The sequence below is a fragment of the Paenarthrobacter sp. TYUT067 genome (genome assembly GCF_023656375.1).
In the GTDB taxonomy this organism is placed as follows: Bacteria; Actinomycetota; Actinomycetes; order Actinomycetales; family Micrococcaceae; genus Arthrobacter.
The window spans coordinates 268234-280720 of record NZ_JAMOIT010000002.1; the positions used below are offsets into that span (position 1 = coordinate 268234).

The following is a 12487-nucleotide window of genomic DNA, read 5'->3' on the forward strand; positions in this document are numbered from 1 at the left end:
GGCTAGTCGTTGTTCTTCCTGAGGGCCTCGGTCAGTACCCTGGCGGCGTTACAGACCACTTCGGCGTGCAGCCTGCCCGGCTGGCGGGTGAGTCGCTCAATAGGACCGGAAATCGATACTGCGGCAATGACCCTTCCGGAGGGTCCGCGCACGGGGGCCGAAACCGAGGCGACCCCAGGTTCGCGTTCGCCGAGGCTCTGACCCCAGCCCCGGCGTCGTACTCCTGCCAGGACGGTAGGCGTAAAGCGGGCGTTTTGCAGCCCCTCAAGGAGGCGGTCATGGTCTTCCCATGCCAGCAGTACTTGGGCGGCGGAGCCGGCCTTCATGGACAGCTGGGTGCCGACGGGAATGGTGTCGCGAAGGCCGATAGGGCGTTCCGCCGACGCCACGCAGACACGCCAGTCGCCTTGGCGGCGGAAAATCTGCGCGCTTTCGCCCGTGGCGTCGCGGAGCTGAATGAGAACGGGACCGGCGGAGGCGATGAGCCGGTCTTCACCGGCAGCGGATGCGAGTTCCACCAGCCGGCTGCCCAGGACGAAGCGCCCTTGAATGTCGCGGCTTACCAGGCGGTGGTGAACCAGGGCCAGCGCGAGCCGGTGAACTGTGGGCCGGGCAAGGCCTGTGGCCGCCACGAGCTGCGCGAGAGTGGTGGGCCCGGCCTCAAGGGCATCGAGTACTTGGGCCGCTTTATCAATGACACCGACTCCACTAGAATTGTCCATGTAATGATATTGCCGTCTCAATATCTGAGATGCAAGTTGTTTCGCTGGCCTATTTTGACGCCGGGCTGCTTCAGTGGAACAAGAACATGCAACAAGCCAATCGCAGTGAAGGGAGCAAGGCCGTGGGAAAGACACTGGCCGAGAAGGTCTGGGACGCGCACATAGTGCGCAAAGGTGAAGGCGAAGGAGCCAATGCCCAGCCCGACCTTCTCTTCATCGACCTGCACCTTGTCCATGAAGTAACGTCCCCGCAGGCATTTGAAGGCCTGCGCCTGGCCGGCCGGCCTTTGCGCCGGGTAGACCTCACGATTGCCACCGAGGACCACAACACTCCCACGCTGGACATCGACAAACCAATTGCGGACCTGACCAGCCGTACCCAGATTGAAACCCTCCGCGCAAACTGCAAGGAATTCGGCGTCCGCTTGCACTCCCTCGGTGACAAGGAACAGGGAATCGTGCACGTAGTGGGTCCGCAGCTGGGCCTGACTCAGCCGGGTATGACCGTGGTTTGCGGCGACTCGCACACCTCAACCCACGGGGCCTTCGGGGCGTTGGCCATGGGCATCGGCACGTCCGAGGTGGAGCACGTCATGGCCACCCAGACCCTGTCCTTGAAGCCGTTCAAAACCATGGCCATCAACGTTGAAGGTACCCTGCGTCCGGGCGTCACCGCCAAGGACATCATCCTGGCCGTCATCGCCAAGATCGGCACCGGTGGCGGTCAGGGATACGTCCTGGAATACCGTGGCTCCGCCATTCGTGCGCTGTCCATGGACGCCCGCATGACCATCTGCAACATGTCCATCGAAGCCGGCGCCCGCGCCGGTATGGTGGCTCCGGACCAGACCACCTACGACTACATGCAGGGCCGCCCCCACGCCCCCGAAGGCGCCGACTGGGATGCCGCCGTCGAGTACTGGAACACGTTGAACACGGACGCCGACGCGACCTTCGACGTCGAAGTTGACCTCGACGCTGACACCCTGGAGCCGTTCGTGACCTGGGGAACCAACCCGGGCCAAGGCGTCTCGCTGTCCGCCAAGGTGCCTTCGCCCGAGGACTTCGGTGATGAGAATGCCAAGGCAGCCGCTGAGCGCGCACTGCAGTACATGGGCCTGGAGGCCGGCACTCCCATGAAGGACATCCGTGTGGATACGGTCTTCCTGGGTTCCTGCACCAATTCCCGGATTGAAGACCTGCGCGCTGCTGCAGACATCATCCGTGGCCGTGAAAAGGACCCCAACATTCGCATGCTGGTGGTTCCCGGATCAGCCCGTGTCCGGCTCGAAGCCGAAGCAGAGGGCCTGGACAAGGTCTTCAAGGACTTTGGCGCTGAATGGCGTTTTGCTGGTTGTTCCATGTGCTTGGGCATGAACCCGGACCAGTTGGAGCCGGGGGAGCGTTGCGCCTCAACATCCAACCGCAACTTCGAGGGACGCCAAGGTAAGGGCGGCCGCACGCACTTGGTCTCGCCGGTGGTGGCCGCCGCCACGGCGGTCCGAGGCACGCTGAGCTCGCCGTCGGACCTCGAGTCCGCTGCCGCAGGCACACTGACCGGAACCGCAGTCTAGGAGGATCCCATGGAAGCATTCACTACCCACACCGGCATCGGCGTTCCCCTGCGCCAGAGCAACGTGGACACGGACCAGATCATCCCCGCTGTGTACCTCAAGCGCATCACCCGGACAGGGTTTGAGGACGCGCTGTTCGCCGCTTGGCGGAAAGACGAGTCCTTCATCCTGAACCAAGCCCCGTTCAGCGCAGGCTCCGTCCTGGTGGCCGGCCCCGATTTCGGTACGGGGTCATCCCGCGAACACGCCGTCTGGGCGTTGAAGGATTACGGTTTCAAAGCTGTTCTGTCATCACGTTTCGCAGACATCTTCCGCGGAAACTCCGGAAAGCAGGGGTTGCTGGCGGCGCAGGTAGCCCAGGACGACATTGAGTTGATCTGGAAGGTCCTGGAAAACCACCCCGGTACCGAAGTCAAGGTGGACCTGGTCTCCAAAACGGTTGAGTGCGGCAATGTAGTGGCGCCGTTCGAGATTGACGACTACACCCGGTGGCGCCTGCTGGAAGGCCTCGACGACATCGGCCTGACCCTTCAGCATGAGGCAGACATCACGGCGTACGAGGCCACGCGCCCGTCTTTCAAGCCGAAGACGCTGCCAGCGAAGGTTCAAGCCCAGTAGCCTCTGCTGTGAGGTCGCAACCTTGCGGATAACGGACCGGTGGGCCCCCCTGGGAGGGCCGGCCGGTCCTTTTTTGTCGGTGTGCTTCAGGGACGTGATCGGCGAGCCTTCGGGCGGTTCCATTTCGGATCGGTAAAGCGAGCTTCTATGCTTAGCTGGAGCCTTTGTAAGTTTGGGGGGCGAGTAGTCGTGAGGAAACCGGTATAGATGAGTAGTGTTCTGACAATCCGCGGTGGCGTCCCGTTAACCGGACGAGTGACCGTTCGCGGTGCCAAGAACCTGGTGCCCAAGGCCATGGTGGCGGCGTTGCTGGGCAGCGAGCCATCGGTGCTGAGGAATGTGCCGGAAATCAAGGACGTAGAGGTAGTCACCAGCCTGCTGCAGCTGCATGGCGTGACCGTCGTTAAGGATCCGGTTTCGGGCGACCTCACCTTGGATCCCAAGGATGCGAAGACGGCCTCCAGCACAGCAATTGATGCACACGCGGGCGATTCAAGGATTCCCATCCTGCTGTGCGGACCCCTGATCCATGCGATCGGCGAGGCATTCATCCCGGATCTGGGTGGCTGCAAGATCGGCGACAGGCCCATCGACTACCACCTGAACGTTTTGCGGCAGTTCGGTGCCGTGGTGGAAAAGCGCCCCGGTGGCATCCACATCTCTGCCCCGAACGGCCTTCACGGAGCCAAAATTTCCCTGCCATACCCCTCGGTTGGGGCCACCGAGCAGGTGCTGCTGAGTGCAACGCGTGCGGAGGGCATCACCGAACTCATTGGCGCGGCCACGGAACCGGAGATCATCGATCTCATAGCTGTCCTGCAGAAAATGGGCGCCATCATCAGCGTCCAGACGGACCGGACCATCCGGATCGAAGGCGTCAAGGACCTGCGTGGATACAACCACCGCGCACTCCCGGACCGCAACGAGTCCGCGTCCTGGGCTTCGGCTGCTTTGGTGACCCGGGGCGACATCTATGTTGAGGGCGCTTCGCAGCGGGACATGATGACCTTCCTCAATACCTACCGCAAAGTGGGCGGTGGCATGGACATTGGCGATGACGGCATCCGCTTCTACCATCAGGGCGGCAAACTCTCCCCGCTCGTCCTGGAGACGGACGTCCACCCCGGATTCATGACGGACTGGCAGCAGCCGTTGGTGGTTGCCCTCACGCAGGCCGAGGGCGTCTCAATCGTCCACGAGACGGTCTACGAGAACCGGTTCGGATTCACCGAAGCCCTTGCGCGAATGGGTGCGAACATTCAGGTACACCGTGAGTGCCTGGGCAGTGTTCCCTGCCGGTTCGGACAGCGGAACTTCCTCCACTCAGCAGTCATTTCAGGTCCCACTCCACTCAGGGGCACCGATATTGACATCCCTGATCTCCGGGGCGGTTTCAGCCACCTCATCGCAGCGCTTGCTGCTACGGGAACTTCACGGGTTACGGGCATCGACATCATCAATCGCGGCTATGAGCGCTTCACCGAGAAGTTGGCCGGCCTGGGCGCCGATTTCGATATCACCACCACCAAGTAGCGGGGGCTCCTTTGAAGGAATCGGCCAAGAGCCGTGCAACATTCATGCTGCTGGCCGGTCTCGCGTGTCCGCTGATGAATCTCCTGATGGCCAAGAAGTGGGAAGGCATGGAGAACCTGCCATCCGGCGGCTTCATCGCAGTACCAAACCACTGCACCGAGATCGACCCCATCGTGATCGGGCATATGGTGTACAACCAGAAGCGGCCACCGCACTTCCTCGCGAAGACGGGCCTCTTCAAGGTTCCCGTATTGGGTGCCCTGTTGCGCGCCACCAGGCAAATTCCGGTTGAACGCTCGACGGCGGGAGCGAACCGCTCGCTTCAAGTCGCCAAAGAGGTAGTGGACGCCGGCGGCGCAATCATTATCTATCCCGAGGGCACCCTGACCCGCGACCCCCATCTGTGGCCGATGAAGGGCCACACCGGGGCCGCCAGGCTTGCCCTGCAGACCGGCGCGCCCGTGGTACCCATGGCGCACTGGGGTGCACAGGAAGTTTTTCCGCGGTACGCCAAGCGGTTCCACATCTTCCCTCGCAAAACTGTGCGCGTGCTTGTGGGTAAGCCCGTTGATCTCAGTGCGTTCAGCGACCGGCCCATGGACCGTACAACGCTGACGGCGGCCACGGAGGTCATCATGGATGCGATCACGGAACTTCTTGAAACCCTTCGCGGAGAAGATGCGCCGGCTGAGCGCTGGGATCCGGCTGTCCACAAACAGTCCAAGCACGGCCGCTTCACCCAGGAGGGCTCCCTTGACGAGCACGAAGGGGATGACGGCAAATGACCACTGTGGACGGTACCGTCAATACACCGGATATCGTGGCAGTTTTGGGTGCGGGGTCCTGGGGAACCACGTTTGCCAAGGTCTTGGCCGATGCCGCTGCGGCAACCGGATCCGAGCGCAGCATCCGGATCTGGGGTCGCCGCTCCCAGGTGGTTGAGCAGATCAACTCTTCGCGCCGCAACGAGCAATACCTCAAAGACATAGTGCTCCCGCCTTCAGTCACCGCCTCCACGGATGTGGCCGAGGTGCTCAAGGACGCCACCTTGGTGGTCCTCGCCGTGCCCGCCCAATCCCTGCGGCCACAACTCGGGGAATGGAAGCCCTTGCTTGCACCCGACGCCGTGGTTGTCTCTTTGATGAAGGGCCTCGAGCTGGGCACGGACGCCCGGATGAGCGAAGTCATCGCCCAGGAGTTGGGTCTTCCCGCGTCCCGCGTAGCAGTGGTCTCCGGTCCTAACCTGGCAATGGAGATCGCCAGGGAGCAACCAACAGCATCCGTTGTTGCTTGCAGCGACGCGGACACCGCTGCTGCCATAGCCTTGTGCTGCACGGCACCGTACTTCAGGCCCTACACCAGCACTGACGTTGTGGGCGTGGAAATCGGCGGGATCGTAAAGAACGTGATTGCCCTTGCCGTTGGAATTTGCGAAGGCAAGCAGATGGGCGACAACACCAAAGCGTCGGTGATCACACGAGGACTCGCCGAGACGTCCCGGCTTGCGCTGGCCCTCGGCGGAGAAGCTCACACCATGGCCGGCCTTGCCGGGCTGGGGGATCTTGTTGCCACATGCTCGTCAGCTCTCTCACGCAACCACACCGCCGGGAGGTTGCTTGGAGAAGGCCTCAGCCTCGAGCAAGTTGCCGAACAAATGACACAAACAGCCGAGGGCATCAAATCGGGCCCGGCTGTACATGAGCTCGCTGGCAAGTTGAATGTAGAAATGCCGATTACGGCCGCCGTCGTGGCAGTGCTGGAAGGCAGAATGTCCGTTGATGACCTGGGACCGCGACTGCTGGCCCGGGCACTGAAGTCCGAAGGCGACTACTGATGGTGACTGACCAATCCACCCCCGTGACGGGCCGTCCCCGTGTAGCAATCCTCTTCGGGGGGCGCTCCAGCGAACACGCAGTCAGCTGCGTCACTGCCGCTGGCGTGATGGGCGCGATCGACAAAAACAAGTACGAGGTCATACCGATCGGCATCGCCAAATCCGGTCAGTGGGTTCTCGCTTCGGGCGACACCAGCGACTGGTCCTTGAGCTCCGCAGCGCTTCCCGAGGTGGCGCCGTCGGGTAAAACCGTCACCTTGGCCGAGGTGGGTGGTGAGCATCAGCTCATCGTGACCGAGCCCAACGCCGTTCCCTTGGAATTGGGTGCCGTGGACGTGGTCTTTCCCCTGCTGCATGGGCCGTGGGGAGAAGACGGTACAGTCCAAGGCCTCCTGGAGCTTTCGGACACCCGCTATGTCGGAGCCGGTGTGCTGGCCTCGGCTGTGGGAATGGACAAGCACTTCATGAAGGTGGTGTTTGAATCCGCCGGACTAAGCGTGGGCCCGTACGTGGCTGTCACGGACCGCGAATGGAGCACTGACTCCGAGGCAGTTCGTAAGCGGGTGGACAAGCTTGGGTTCCCCGTGTTCGTCAAGCCTGCCCGCGCGGGTTCGTCCATGGGTATTTCCAAAGTGGACTCGATGGATGGGCTGGACGCTGCCATAGAGGAAGCGCGACGCCACGACCTGAAGCTTGTCATTGAAGCCGGCATCGTGGGCCGTGAGATCGAATGCGCGGTCCTTCAAGGCCGTGGAACCGATGCTCCCCGTACTTCAATGCCCGGTGAAATTGCCGTGGCAGAAGGAGAGCATCAGTTCTATGACTTTGCCGCCAAATACGTGGAGGACGGGGCCGCAGCCCTGAGCTGCCCTGCCGATATGCCGGATGAGGCAATCGCGCGTGTGCGCGAACTTGCCGCCGTCGCTTTCGACGCCGTCGGGGCAGAAGGCCTTAGCCGTGTGGACTTCTTCTACACCCCGGCCGGCGAGCTCATTATCAACGAGATCAACACGATGCCTGGCTTCACACCTAAGAGCATGTACCCGCAAATGTGGGCCGCATCCGGCCTTGCCTACGGGGATCTGATTGACGAATTGATCCATCTGGCGCTGACCCGCAAAACGGGCCTGCGCTGACCTGGTTGATGGCCTACTGCGCTGACGGCAGGTTCTGAAGGTCTTCCTGGCCAACGCACTTTCCGGTTGCCTTGATCTTGCCAACAGCTGCTGCCAGTTCGGTGAGCACGGTAGCCGAACTGATGTTCGCTGCCTCCAATTTGACCGGATCAATCAGGATTTCCGTGGCGGGTTCGCGCCCGAAGGTGGTCAGGGTATAGACGGGATCGCCTTCCTTGATGACCCAGTCGATGTCATTGACGCTCACGCAACGGTCTGTGGTGGGACCTGGAACGTTTACGCCGCAGCGGAGAATAACCTGAGAAGGATCTCCCCATGCGGCTGTGGCCTGGCTGTTGGTTTTGCGAAGGGCCGCATCACCGATTTGGTCTGGCAGGGCCACCATCATGGGTGCGCAGGCAGGATTGGCCGCGTCCGCGGCGGCCGTGACGTCCACGGCCGGTGAGCAGGCCGACAAAGCGGTGACGGATGCGGAAGCCAGGGCGATGGCCAGAGCTGTCCGGCGGAGGGTCTTACGGTGCATCCATCCAGCCTATCCCGCACGCGCGGGGTGGCAGATACGCGTTGCCAGGGTCACATTCCTGCTGGAACGCCAGAGGGAGTGCCGCATTATCCTGTCGGTGGAGCGCGATAGCGTTAGGCAGTACCTGGAAAAGGGTGGAGATCCGTGTCAAGAGAAGAATCGAGTGCAGTGCCAGTAGATCAGTTGACCGTCCAGGACCTAACGGAGTCCGCGCTCCTTGCCCGGATCTTCCCGCGACTGCACCATAGCCCCGGCGTTCTCCTGGGACCCGGCGACGACGCTGCCCTGATCGCAGCACCGGACGGCCGTACCCTCATCTCCATCGACACCCAGACCCAGGACCAGGACTTCAGGCTTGAGTGGCCCAACGGCTATCGGACCACCGGATACGACGTCGGCTGGAAGGCCGCGGCGCAAAACCTCAGCGACATCAACGCCATGGGTGGCAGTGCCACCAGTCTGGTGGTGAGCCTTACCCTGCCACCGGACACGCCCGTCGAATGGGTTGAAGCGTTTGCCGATGGCCTTACGGCGGCGATTAGTGGCCTGGGAGCACCGGACTGCTCCGTGGCTGGCGGGGACCTGGGCCGTGGCCGGGAGCTTGCAGTGACTGTCGCCGTCGTCGGCACGCTTGCCGGCCTGGCGCCGGTGCTGAGGTCCGGCGCCAAACCCGGGGACATAGTGGCTGTTTCGGGAACGCTGGGAAGGGCAGCTGCCGGGTGGGCGCTGTTGGAAAGCGAAATTTCCTTGGACAGCTTGTCTGCTGACTTGCGGATCCTGGTGGACAACCAATGCAGGCCGCTGCCACCACTGCTCGCCGGGCCTCTGGCTGCGCGCGCGGGTGCCACCGCCATGTTGGACATCTCCGATGGCCTGATGCGCGACGGCAGTCGCCTGGCCGCAGCAAGCCGCGTGATCCTGAATTTCGATTCTGCGGCCTTGGAGACCTATGCAGCCACGTTGGAACCGGCAGCTGCCTTGCTTGGCGATGACGCTATGCGATGGGTACTGGGCGGGGGAGAAGACCATGGTTTGCTTGCCACTTTCCCGGCAGATATACAGCTGCCGCAGTGCTTCACTGCGATAGGCTCGGTTCAAGCCGTTGTCGAGCCGCCAGGCAGTGGCGTCCGGATTTCCGGGCAAACTGCTGACACCGTTGGATGGGATCACTTTGCAGACTAAGATCGCCGCGAATGCGCACGCCATGAAACGTTGGCTCGGCAAGGCGGAGGTGGTCCTCGGCAATCACAGCGACCGTCTCAACGCGATTAACATTTTTCCTGTTGCCGATGGCGATACCGGAACCAACCTCTATCTCACCGTCCGGGCAGCCGTCACTGCCTTGGGTGGCACGGCAACTGATGCCGCGGAAACCGGCAACGATGTCGGCGCCTTGCTGTCGCGTGCCGGGCAGGCAGCCATGGAACAAGCACGGGGTAACTCGGGCACGCTCTTTGCCGTTTTCCTGTGCGCCGCCGCAGAGCCTCTGGTTGGTAAATCGCGCCTCAGTGCACCACTGCTTGCCACCGCATTGAACAGGGCGCAGATCAGGGCCTGGTCCGCGCTCAGTGAGCCGGTTGCCGGCACTATGCTCTCCGTCCTGGAGGCGGCCGCCCATGCTGCCCAAGCAGTGGACGCCTCCCAGAGCGGCGATGACAGCAACCATGCCTTGGGGCTCTCACTTGACGCAGTGGTGGAGGCCGCCTACCAGGCTGTTGTCCGGACCGAGGACGAGCTCGCACAGCTGCATGAAGCGCGCGTTGTGGATGCAGGGGGCGTGGGCATGCTGCTGGTGCTCGATTGCCTTCGTGCTGCCGTTTTGGGGGAGGAACTTCAGGATGAACTTCTGGACGGCCTCCACGGATACAAAATGCAGGACCCTCACATCCATGAGCACATGCCTGCCGATGACGGTGTGGAAGTCATGTGCACCATCAACCTTTCGCCCTTGAATGCGGCCATTCTCCGCCAACGTTTGGACGAGATGGGCGAATCCGTGATCATGAGCCAGGTTGGCGGTGCCCAAAGCAGCGATGATGACGACGACGAAACCGGCGTCGAAGTCAGCTATCGTTGGCGCGTTCACGTCCATGTTCCCGATCCGGAGCCGGCTGTCGCCCTTATCCGCTCATTGGGAGAACCGACGGATATCGCGGTAAGCCAGTTGGCGATACCCCGCGACAACGAGCCGGCCTCTCAGGAAAGCTCCGGTGGTGCCAATGGCAGCGGTATCGAAGCCGTCAACGTCCCAGGCCAGTCACGGCATGAATTCTGAACTGGAACTGCCCCTCGAACGCCGGATTGGAAAGCGCTCTGCGGCTGTCATTGACAAACACCTGGGCCTTAAGACCACCGGGGCTTTGCTGAACTACTTCCCGCGCAGGTACTTGAGCCGCGGTGAGCTGACGCCCATCAGTAAGCTCCCCCTGGATGAGGAGGTCACGTTGATTGCCCGCGTGCTGTCCAACAGCACGCGCCAGATGCGGGCCCGGCGTGGTTCCATCACCGATGTGGTGGTCACTGATGAGGCGGGTGGCGGCGGCGTTCCAGGTACCTTGAAGGTCAGCTTTTTCAACGGATTCCGGGCGAAGGCAGAACTTCTGGCTGGGCGGCGGGCCATGTTCTCGGGCAAGGTGTCCCGGTATGGTGGGGCTCTTGGCCTGACCAACCCGGACTTCCTTCTGCTGGATGAGGATCCTGAAGCCGAGGGCGCCGTAGACCCCGAAAAGCTCGCGGCCATGCCCATTCCCGTCTATCCTGCAACGGCTAAGCTGACCAGCTGGTCCATTCACAAAGTGATAACAGCGTTGCTCCAGACCATGGACCTGGATTCCCTGCAGGATCCCTTGCCGCAAAGCATCGTCCGAAGGGACGCATTGCTCAGCGTGGCTGAGGCATACCGTCTGATCCATTCACCCGAAATTGCCAAGGACTGGCAACGGGCCCAAGAACGCTTTCGATTTCAGGAAGCCCTTGTGCTGCAAACGGCGCTGGCACGCCGGCGCGCGCAGCTTGCCGCTGAGGAAGCCACTGCGCGCCGGCCGCGCGCGGGCGGTTTGCTCAGCAAGTTCGATCAAAACCTCCCTTTTACGCTGACCTCCGGCCAGGCCGCCGTCGGAAAGACATTGGCTGAAGAGCTCGGGCGAGATACTCCCATGAACAGGCTGCTGCAGGGTGAAGTGGGCTCGGGCAAGACGATCGTCGCCCTACGGGCCATGCTGCAGGTGGTTGACGCAGGCGGCCAAGCTGCCCTGCTGGCTCCCACTGAGGTGTTGGCGGCCCAACATTTCCACTCCATCCGAAAGACTCTAGGGGTGCTGGCCCGCGATCAGATCTTTGGCGGTGCGGGCATGCTTGGCGGTGACGCGGCTCAGGAAGCGGTGCAAGTAACGCTCCTGACCGGTTCCATGCCCACGGCTGCACGCAAGCAGGCTATGTTGGATGCGGCCTCCGGGAATGCGGGAATCGTCATTGGCACCCATGCCCTGCTGAGCGACAAAACCAGCTTCCAGGACCTCGGACTAATCGTGGTGGATGAGCAGCACCGCTTTGGCGTGGAGCAGCGTGATGCCCTCCGCGCAAAGGCTCAGCGGCCTCCACATTTGCTGGTCATGACGGCCACTCCGATTCCTCGTACGGTTGCCATGACAGTGTTTGGCGACCTTGAGACGTCCATTCTTGATGAGCTTCCCGCCGGGCGCGCACCTATTTCCACGCACGTGGTGGGACTCGCTGAAAATCCAGGCTGGGTGGACCGCATCTGGAAGCGTTCACGCGAAGAAGTGGACTCCGGTCACCAGGTCTACGTGGTGTGTCCCAAGATCGGTTCGGACGACGACGGCGACTTCAGTCCGGGCGAAGCGGAACCAAGCGATGCCGAGCTCGCGGACGAAGGCCCGGCGCGGGAACTGGCATCGGTGACCGCCGTCGTCGACGCCCTCCTGCAGGAGCCGGCGCTGGCCGGCGTCCCCGTTGCCCCGCTTCATGGGAGGCAGGATCCCCAGGTGAAGTCCGAGACCATGGCGTCCTTCGCATCCAACAACACCAAAGTACTGGTGTCCACCACCGTCATTGAGGTGGGCGTGGACGTCCACAATGCCACGCTCATGGTGATCCTCGATGCCGACCGTTTCGGTATCTCGCAGCTCCACCAGCTGCGTGGCAGGGTGGGCCGCGGGGGACTGCCGGGCACTTGCCTGTTGGTGACTACTTTGGAACCCGGGCATCCGAGTCGTCGGCGGCTCGATGCCGTTGCTTCAACAACTGACGGTTTTGAGCTGTCCCAGGAGGACTTGAAACTCCGCAGGGAAGGGGACATCCTCGGTGCTTCGCAATCGGGCGGACGGTCCACGCTGAAGTTGCTCCGCGTACTTGAGCACGAAGACATCATTGCCCGTGCACGTACTGACGCCCAACGCCTCGTATCGGAAGACGTGTCCTTGGACCATCAGCCGGCGTTGGCCGCCGCTATTGACGAATATTTGAACCCTGAGAAGGAGGCGTTCCTTGAGCGCGGTTAGAGATTCCTGGATGCTCGCACGCGGAGA

11 protein-coding genes are annotated in these 12487 nt (G+C 62.2%); 9 read left to right on the forward strand and 2 right to left on the reverse strand.

Annotated features, from left to right (window positions below; all coding sequences use genetic code 11):
* Window positions 1-2: 2 nt before the first annotated feature.
* Window positions 3-722 carry an IclR family transcriptional regulator gene (locus MOD31_RS02725; protein ID WP_014922101.1) on the reverse strand — a complete coding sequence of 240 codons (720 nt, stop codon included), beginning with the start codon at window positions 720-722 and terminating at the stop codon, window positions 3-5.
* 122 nt (window positions 723-844) lie between these two features.
* Here MOD31_RS02725 and leuC point away from each other — a divergent pair, with 122 nt between their 5' ends.
* From leuC to MOD31_RS02755, 6 genes are all read left to right on the forward strand, one after another.
* A complete protein-coding gene (leuC, locus tag MOD31_RS02730) occupies window positions 845-2296 on the forward strand; it encodes a 3-isopropylmalate dehydratase large subunit (protein WP_142938908.1) in 1452 nt (483 codons plus the stop codon).
* 9 nt (window positions 2297-2305) lie between these two features.
* Window positions 2306-2914, forward strand: coding sequence for a 3-isopropylmalate dehydratase small subunit (leuD, locus tag MOD31_RS02735; protein ID WP_142938741.1), 609 nt, complete (start codon window positions 2306-2308; stop codon window positions 2912-2914).
* A gap of 207 nt (window positions 2915-3121) precedes the next feature.
* Complete coding sequence (murA, locus tag MOD31_RS02740; protein WP_091468167.1) at window positions 3122-4447, forward strand: UDP-N-acetylglucosamine 1-carboxyvinyltransferase; 1326 nt, start codon at window positions 3122-3124, stop codon at window positions 4445-4447.
* 11 nt (window positions 4448-4458) lie between these two features.
* The gene (locus tag MOD31_RS02745) at window positions 4459-5232 is read left to right on the forward strand and encodes a 1-acyl-sn-glycerol-3-phosphate acyltransferase (RefSeq protein ID WP_250819776.1); all 774 of its coding nucleotides are present in this window, start codon (window positions 4459-4461) and stop codon (window positions 5230-5232) included.
* Window positions 5229-6281: an NAD(P)H-dependent glycerol-3-phosphate dehydrogenase gene (locus tag MOD31_RS02750; protein WP_250819777.1), complete on the forward strand. Its 1053-nt coding sequence runs from the start codon at window positions 5229-5231 to the stop codon at window positions 6279-6281. Before MOD31_RS02745 ends, MOD31_RS02750 begins: the two co-directional genes overlap by 4 nt.
* Window positions 6281-7417 carry a D-alanine--D-alanine ligase family protein gene (locus MOD31_RS02755; RefSeq protein WP_142938744.1) on the forward strand — a complete coding sequence of 379 codons (1137 nt, stop codon included), beginning with the start codon at window positions 6281-6283 and terminating at the stop codon, window positions 7415-7417. Before MOD31_RS02750 ends, MOD31_RS02755 begins: the two co-directional genes overlap by 1 nt.
* 13 nt (window positions 7418-7430) lie before the next feature.
* Here the strand turns inward: MOD31_RS02755 and MOD31_RS02760 are convergent, their stop codons facing one another.
* On the reverse strand, window positions 7431-7940 hold the full coding sequence (locus tag MOD31_RS02760) for a DUF3515 family protein (protein ID WP_142938745.1): 510 nt from the start codon (window positions 7938-7940) through the stop codon (window positions 7431-7433).
* A 168-nt stretch (window positions 7941-8108) separates the two neighbouring features.
* Here MOD31_RS02760 and thiL point away from each other — a divergent pair, with 168 nt between their 5' ends.
* From thiL to MOD31_RS02775, 3 genes are read left to right on the forward strand one after another with little or no spacing between them, the layout of a single operon-like run.
* The gene (gene thiL / locus MOD31_RS02765) at window positions 8109-9122 is read left to right on the forward strand and encodes a thiamine-phosphate kinase (protein ID WP_142938746.1); all 1014 of its coding nucleotides are present in this window, start codon (window positions 8109-8111) and stop codon (window positions 9120-9122) included.
* A gap of 22 nt (window positions 9123-9144) precedes the next feature.
* A complete protein-coding gene (locus MOD31_RS02770; protein WP_250819778.1) occupies window positions 9145-10215 on the forward strand; it encodes a DAK2 domain-containing protein in 1071 nt (356 codons plus the stop codon).
* Window positions 10205-12460 carry an ATP-dependent DNA helicase RecG gene (locus MOD31_RS02775; RefSeq protein ID WP_142938748.1) on the forward strand — a complete coding sequence of 752 codons (2256 nt, stop codon included), beginning with the start codon at window positions 10205-10207 and terminating at the stop codon, window positions 12458-12460. Before MOD31_RS02770 ends, MOD31_RS02775 begins: the two co-directional genes overlap by 11 nt.
* Window positions 12461-12487 lie beyond the last annotated feature (27 nt).

What these genes read in the sequence shown, in the direction of transcription:
- MOD31_RS02775 (WP_142938748.1), top strand. Translation starts at nt 10,205, where the DNA reads ATGAATTCTGAACTGGAACTGCCCCTCGAACGCCGGATTGGAAAGCGC.
- MOD31_RS02760 (WP_142938745.1), bottom strand. Translation starts at nt 7,940, where the DNA reads ATGCACCGTAAGACCCTCCGCCGGACAGCTCTGGCCATCGCCCTGGCT.
- MOD31_RS02725 (WP_014922101.1), bottom strand. Translation starts at nt 722, where the DNA reads ATGGACAATTCTAGTGGAGTCGGTGTCATTGATAAAGCGGCCCAAGTA.
- MOD31_RS02750 (WP_250819777.1), top strand. Translation starts at nt 5,229, where the DNA reads ATGACCACTGTGGACGGTACCGTCAATACACCGGATATCGTGGCAGTT.
- murA (WP_091468167.1), top strand. Translation starts at nt 3,122, where the DNA reads ATGAGTAGTGTTCTGACAATCCGCGGTGGCGTCCCGTTAACCGGACGA.
- MOD31_RS02755 (WP_142938744.1), top strand. Translation starts at nt 6,281, where the DNA reads ATGGTGACTGACCAATCCACCCCCGTGACGGGCCGTCCCCGTGTAGCA.
- MOD31_RS02770 (WP_250819778.1), top strand. Translation starts at nt 9,145, where the DNA reads ATGAAACGTTGGCTCGGCAAGGCGGAGGTGGTCCTCGGCAATCACAGC.
- leuD (WP_142938741.1), top strand. Translation starts at nt 2,306, where the DNA reads ATGGAAGCATTCACTACCCACACCGGCATCGGCGTTCCCCTGCGCCAG.